At 71.4% G+C, this 5,905-nt stretch carries 5 protein-coding genes; 2 read left to right on the forward strand and 3 right to left on the reverse strand.

The window, feature by feature from the left end; all coding sequences use genetic code 11:
- Positions 1-274: 274 nt before the first annotated feature.
- Genes ACFWX1_RS47755 through ACFWX1_RS47765 form a run of 3 tightly spaced genes read right to left on the reverse strand, consistent with a single transcriptional unit; the run spans position 275 to position 3,890 of the window.
- On the reverse strand, positions 275-2,821 hold the full coding sequence (locus tag ACFWX1_RS47755) for an ABC transporter permease (protein WP_378396581.1): 2,547 nt from the start codon (positions 2,819-2,821) through the stop codon (positions 275-277).
- Entirely contained in the window at positions 2,818-3,570 is a 753-nt protein-coding gene (locus tag ACFWX1_RS47760) for an ABC transporter ATP-binding protein (RefSeq protein WP_378396582.1), read from the reverse strand. The genes ACFWX1_RS47755 and ACFWX1_RS47760 overlap by 4 nt, the downstream gene beginning before the upstream one ends.
- A gap of 11 nt (positions 3,571-3,581) precedes the next feature.
- Positions 3,582-3,890 carry a hypothetical protein gene (locus ACFWX1_RS47765; RefSeq protein WP_378396583.1) on the reverse strand — a complete coding sequence of 103 codons (309 nt, stop codon included), beginning with the start codon at positions 3,888-3,890 and terminating at the stop codon, positions 3,582-3,584.
- A 129-nt stretch (positions 3,891-4,019) separates the two neighbouring features.
- On the opposite strand from ACFWX1_RS47765, the gene ACFWX1_RS47770 reads away from it, so the two are divergent.
- Together ACFWX1_RS47770 and ACFWX1_RS47775 are read left to right on the forward strand one after the other, a co-directional pair.
- Entirely contained in the window at positions 4,020-5,162 is a 1,143-nt protein-coding gene (locus tag ACFWX1_RS47770; RefSeq protein WP_378396584.1) for a sensor histidine kinase, read from the forward strand.
- Positions 5,153-5,815, forward strand: coding sequence for a response regulator (locus tag ACFWX1_RS47775; protein ID WP_378396585.1), 663 nt, complete (start codon positions 5,153-5,155; stop codon positions 5,813-5,815). Before ACFWX1_RS47770 ends, ACFWX1_RS47775 begins: the two co-directional genes overlap by 10 nt.
- Positions 5,816-5,905 lie beyond the last annotated feature (90 nt).

The following is a 5,905-nucleotide window of genomic DNA, read 5'->3' on the forward strand; positions in this document are numbered from 1 at the left end:
GGCCTCCCCCCCACGTGTTTTTTTCCGCGTCCACCCCCAACAACTGTAGCGTTCGCGACAAGAGTGGGGTCCCAGCCACGGCACGCCGGTGCCGCGAACGACGCGTTCGCGACGTTGAGCGTCCTGAACGGAGCGTTCGCGGCGTGGGTGGGGTGTCCTGGCGCGGGGTGTCGGTGTCGTGAACGGAGCGTTCGCGGCGTTGATCGTCGCGAACGGTCCGTTCGCGACGGGCGATGTCGCCACGCGCCCGCCGAACGTCCTCCGCCCGGGAAGCTCACTGTCCGGGAAGTGTGACCGCTTCGATCGGGCCGCGGCGCATCGCCAGGCGCGCGGAGAGCGCGGTGACCGGCCACACGATCAGGAAGACCGCGACCACCACGCCGGGGAACACCCAGATCGGCCCGGACGGAACGATCTGCCCGGTCGTCACGGCCATGGGCAGCACGGTGAACAGCGAGATGATGGTGCCCAGTACCAGCCCGGCCACCGCGACGATGCCGCCCTCGACGAACAGCATCCGCCGGATCTGACCGCGGTCCGCGCCCGCCAGGCGCTGCGCGCCGAACTCCCGGCGGCGGCCCAGCACGGCCACCGCGAGGGTGTTCACCGCCGCGATCGCCGCGTAGGCGATGGCGAGCACGGCCAGCAGGTAGTTGATCATCGCTTCCACGTCCGCGCGGGCCTGGAAGTTGTTCGCCAGCGCCGAAGCGTCGCCGACACTCAGGCCAGGCCAGTCCGTCAGGCGGCCGGTCAGCGCGGATACGACGTCGTTCGAGCCCGCTGCCTTCACCAGCACCTGCGCGGGCAGTCCGCTGGTGGTGTGCGGCGTGAGAAGCTCGGCCGGCAACACCATGCTCGCGTAGCTCGACGGGCTGTCGAGCAGCGCGACGACGGTCACTTGGGCCCGCGCCCCGTCGCCGAGCCGCAGGGTGATCTTGTCACCGACCTTGAGCGTCAGACGGTCCGCGACGTCCTGCGGCAGCGCGACGGTGTCGCCGGTCAAGTCCTTCAGCGAACCCCGTGTCACGTCGGTGGCCAGCACCGTGCCGCCCTGGTCCTCGGCGGAGACGCCGAGCAGGCGCAGTGGGTCGCTGCCGTTGCCGTCGTAGGGCTGCTCGATCCAGCCGGAGCTGGTGACCAGCGGCGACGCCGTGCCGACGCCCGGGGTGCTGCGGATCCGCGCGAGCGCGTCGGGCGAGATCCCGCCGGTGTCCGTGCTGACCACCGCGTCTGCCTTCAGCTGGCTGGTGTACGCCGCCACTTGAGCCTTCTGAGCCGTGGTCTCGGAGTAGACGTTGCCGAGCGCGACCGCGCTGGCGAGTGTGATCGGCGTGAGCACGGCGGCGAACGCCACCGCGCGGGCGCGCGAGTTGATCACCGCGAGCGTGGCGTCGCGGCCCGCGACCCGCCGGATGAACGGGCCGAAACGATCGGCAACGAACGTCATGATCTCCGGTCCGATCAACGCCACCGCGATGGCGCCGGTGAGCACCGCCGGGCCGCCGATCGCCGCCGCCGTGTCGGCGGGCATGAACACCGTGGTGCCCGCGAGCAGCACGGTCGCCGCGGCACAGATCACCGCACCGGTGCGGCGCACCGGGTGCACCTTCGCGCTCGGGATCGCGGCCTCGGCCAGCGCCTGGATCGGCCGGGCCCGCGCCGCGGCCAGTGCGGCGAACCACGCGGCGGCGTAGACGATCGCGAGCGTGGCGAGGACGCCCGCGGCGAACGCGATGACGTCCTGCTGGAAGAGCAACTCGTCCGGCACGATCCCGAGCGACACGCTGGTGTCGAAGATCCGGTTGCCGAGCAGGCTGCCGAGGACTACGCCGCCCAGCGCGGCGATCGCGCCGACGACCATGGTCTCGGCGAGCACCATCCGGTGTACCTGCTTCGGCGTCGCGCCGGTGGCCCGCAGCAACGCGATCTCCTGCCGCCGCTGCCGGACGGTGAGGCTGATCGTCGCGGAGACGACCAGTGCCATGACCACCAGCACCATCCCGCCGAACACCGCGGCCAGGAGGATCAGGGGCAGCCGGCTGTTGGCCACGCCGAGGAACTCAGCCGCGCCTCGGTCGTCGCCGGTCAGCACGCTGACGTCAGGTATCAGCGTGGAGACGCGCGCGGCGAGATCACCGGCGTCCACGCCTTCGGAGGGGAACACGCCGACCAGGTCGACGCGGCCCGGATGCGGGGAAAATCGCTGGGTGTCGGCCGGGGAGAAGAAGAACGCGGTTTGCCGCACATGCTCGGCGATCCCCGTGACGACGAAGGACCGCTTCTGCCCGTTCACCACGACGTCGACGGTCGCGCCCGTGCTGATCCCGTTCGCGTCCGCGGTGGCCGAGCCGACCACGACCTGGTCCGCGGCGGGCGCTTGGCCGCCCTGGCGCAGGACGTAGCCGCCGAGCACGGCGGAGTCCCAGCTGTGTCCGGAAAGGACGGACGGGCCGGAGACCTGGGGCGTCCCGTCGCGCAGCAGCGTTGCCGGGAACGACACGTCCGCGACCACGCGTTCCACGCCCGGCACCGCGGCGATCCTGGCGATCTTGTCCACGGGCAGCCCGGCCCGTTCGACGTACGGGACCACCTGCGACTCCTCGTCCGGCAGCTTGAAGGCCGGCGAACCGCCGACCACGACCGGGGCCGCCGCGAGCCGCTGCGGCTGCGCCCGCAGCACGAACGCGGTCTCGAACAGCCCGGCGCACGCGATCAGCAGGCCGCAGCCGATCAGGATCGCGACGAACGACGCGAGCGACGCGGCCACGCGGTACCGCAGGCTCGCCAGGGCCAGGCCGAACACCACCCGCCGCGGGCTCACCGCTGTCCCCGTTTGGCCTGGGCACCGAGCTGCGCGAGGGTGGCCGCGACGGCTTCGACGTCCGGCGTCGCCATCCGCGTGACGATTCGGCCGTCCACCAGGAACAGCACGTCGTCCGCGAACGACGCCGCCACGGGGTCGTGCGTGACCATCACGATGGTCTGGCCCGCGCTCACCAGCTCGCGCATCAGGTTCAGCACCTCGAGCGCGGTGTTCGTGTCCAGCGCGCCGGTCGGCTCGTCGGCGAACACCACCGCCGCGCGGGCCGCCAGCGCACGGGCGATCGCCACGCGCTGCTGCTGGCCGCCGGAAAGCTCACCGGGGCGATGGCCGACGCGCTGCGCCAGCCCGACCCGTGCGATCACCTGGTCCACCCACGCCCGGTCCGGCTCGCGGCCGGCCAGCAGCGTCGGCAGGGTGACGTTCTGCTCGACGTTCAGCGCGGGCATCAGGTTGAAGGACTGGAAGACGAACGCGACGTGCTGACGGCGAAGCTCGGTCAGCTCGGTCTCGCTCTTGCCCGTCAGGTCGGTTCCCACCAGGGTGACGCGGCCCGCGCTCGGCTTGTCGAGCCCGGCCGCGCAGTGCAACAGCGTGCTCTTCCCGGATCCCGACGGGCCCATCACCGCGGTGAAGGTGCCGGGGAGGAAATTCGCGGAGACCCCGGAAAGCGCTTCCACCGCGCCCTCGCCGGAGCCGTAGGTCTTGCGCACCGAGTCCAGCCGGACCGGGCAATCGACGGACGTCATCGTGGGCACGGTCATTCGCCCCGATCCGGCAGGCACCGGTCGATGCCGGTGAGCACGCCGGTGGCGAGCGCCACCGGGATCGCGGTCCACAGCCACCACGGTTCGCGCAGTCCTCCGCCGAGAATGGCGATCATCAGCCAGACGATCACCTGGACCAGGGTCATCGCCGTGCCGGCGAGGACCACGACCTGCCGGGCGACGAGCAGCCGCCTGCGCGCCGGGTCGAGGTCGTGCCGGACCGGCCGGACGATGTCGGTGACCAGCGCGCGGAAGGGGTGCGGGGCGGTCCCGCCGCGGGACGCGTCGTTGTCGTAGCTCATGGCGGCAACACTGGTCGTCGAAGACGTCGGCGGCATCGGCGCCGGGTGGCCGTCCGATCGACGAAAGTCGTAGCCGCCGCCCATCCAGCGACGGATGCCCGGACGACGGCACTGGCTAGTCTCGGTCAGGTGATCCAGAACGCGGGGGCCACCCGCCACGGGCCGGACTGGTTGGCGGCAGGGCGCACGGCGACCTTGGTGCTGCTCTCGTTCGCCGGCGGACTGGCGCTGCTCTACGGAGTGCTGGAGTCCGGGCCCGGCGGTGTGGCGCGCGTGCTGGACGTCGCGGTGGGCGCACTCGCCAGCCTCGCGCTGGTCCTGCGTAACCGGGCACCCGTCGTCGTGGCCGTGACCCTGGCCGCTGTCGCCTCGGTCGTCGCCTCGGCCGGATTCGCCAACATGCTCGCGCTCTACGCGGTGGCGCGCCGTCGGAGGCTGTGGGTCGCGCTCGCCGTCGCCGTCATGAACGTCGTCTCCGGCTGTGTGTTCTGGCTGGTGTATTCGGGCAACAACTCCCTGAGCCTGACCATCGTGGTCAACGCGGCGATGGCGGCGGCGTTCAGCGCATGGGGAGCCCTGCAGCAGGCGCAGCACAAGCTCGTCGACTTCTACCGCGAACGGGCCGAACGCGCCGAACAGGAGCAGGAGCTGCGTGCGGCCGAGGCCAGGTATGCCGAACGGGCGCGGATCGCCCGGGAAATGCACGACGCGGTCGCGCACCGCATCTCCCTGGTCACCCTGCACGCCGGTGGACTGACCGTGGCCAACGGTCTGTCCCAGGACGAGGTCCGTTCCGCGGGCGACCTCATCCGGTCGGCGGCGGTGCAGGCGCTGGAGGAGCTGCGCACCGCACTCGGCGTGCTGCGCGCCGACGAGGCCGCGTCACTCGAACAGCCGGGACTCGACCGGCTCGACGACCTCGTCGGCGAAGCCCGCGCGGCAGGGCAACGGATCACGCTGACGGTGCACGGGGATCTGCGCGACGCGCCGCCCGGCATCGGCCGGGCGGCTTACCGGATCGTGCAGGAAGGACTGACCAACGCCCGCAAGCACGCCACGGGAGCCGACGTCACGGTGCTGGTGAACCGCACCGACGATATGGTGCGGGTGCGCGTCGGCAACCGGGTGGTGGCCGACGCGCTGGACGTGCCAGGGTCACGTCGGGGGCTCCTCGGCCTGCGGGAACGGGCCGTCCTCGCGGGTGGGAGCCTGAGCCATGGTCGAACCGACGCAGGAGAGTTTGTGCTGAACGCGGAACTGCCGTGGACGTGACACAGGTGCTGCTCGTCGACGACGACGCCATGGTGCGGACCGGGCTCCGCATGGTGCTGTCCGCCGACCCCGCCCTGCGCGTCGTCGCCGAGGCCACCAATGGCCGTCAGGCGGTGGCGATGGTGCGTGAGATGGCGCCCGACGTCGTCCTCATGGACCTGCAGATGCCGGTACTGGACGGGATCGCGGCCACCCGTGAGCTGCGGGCGAGCGGCTACTCGAACCCGGTGCTCGTCCTCACCACCTTCCAGCTCGACACCTACGTCGTGGAGGCGCTGCGGGCCGGCGCCAACGGTTACCTGCTCAAGGACACCGCCCCCGAAGAGATCATCCGGGGCGTGCACGTCGCCGCCGCGGGCGACTCCGTGTTCTCCGCGGCGATTACCCAGCGACTCGTCGCCACCATCGGACAGTCCGATTCCGCCGCGACCGCCGACGCACGCGACAGGCTCGCGCGGTTGACCGAGCGGGAACGTGAGGTGGCGGAGGCCGTCGCCGCGGGCAGCTCGAACGCGGCGATCGCGGCCGATCTGCACATGAGCGAAGCCACGGTCAAGTCCCACGTCTCCCGCATCTTCGCCAAGACCGCCGCCGAGAACCGCGTCCAGATCGCCCTGCTCGTCTATCAGGTCGGTCCCTATCCCGGCCAATGACGGACTAAGAATCCACAAAGGACACTTTGGGGTGTGGGGCCGCTTTTGTCGCGAACGCTCCGGTGGAGACGATCAGCGTCCCGAACGGAG

The sequence above is a fragment of the Amycolatopsis sp. NPDC059021 genome (assembly GCF_042739895.1).
Classification (GTDB): domain Bacteria; phylum Actinomycetota; class Actinomycetes; order Mycobacteriales; family Pseudonocardiaceae; genus Amycolatopsis.

Bases quoted from the DNA above. Each gene is read 5' to 3' on its own strand.
- ACFWX1_RS47760 (WP_378396582.1), bottom strand. From the start codon at position 3,570: ATGACGTCCGTCGATTGCCCGGTCCGGCTGGACTCGGTGCGCAAGACC.
- ACFWX1_RS47765 (WP_378396583.1), bottom strand. From the start codon at position 3,890: ATGAGCTACGACAACGACGCGTCCCGCGGCGGGACCGCCCCGCACCCC.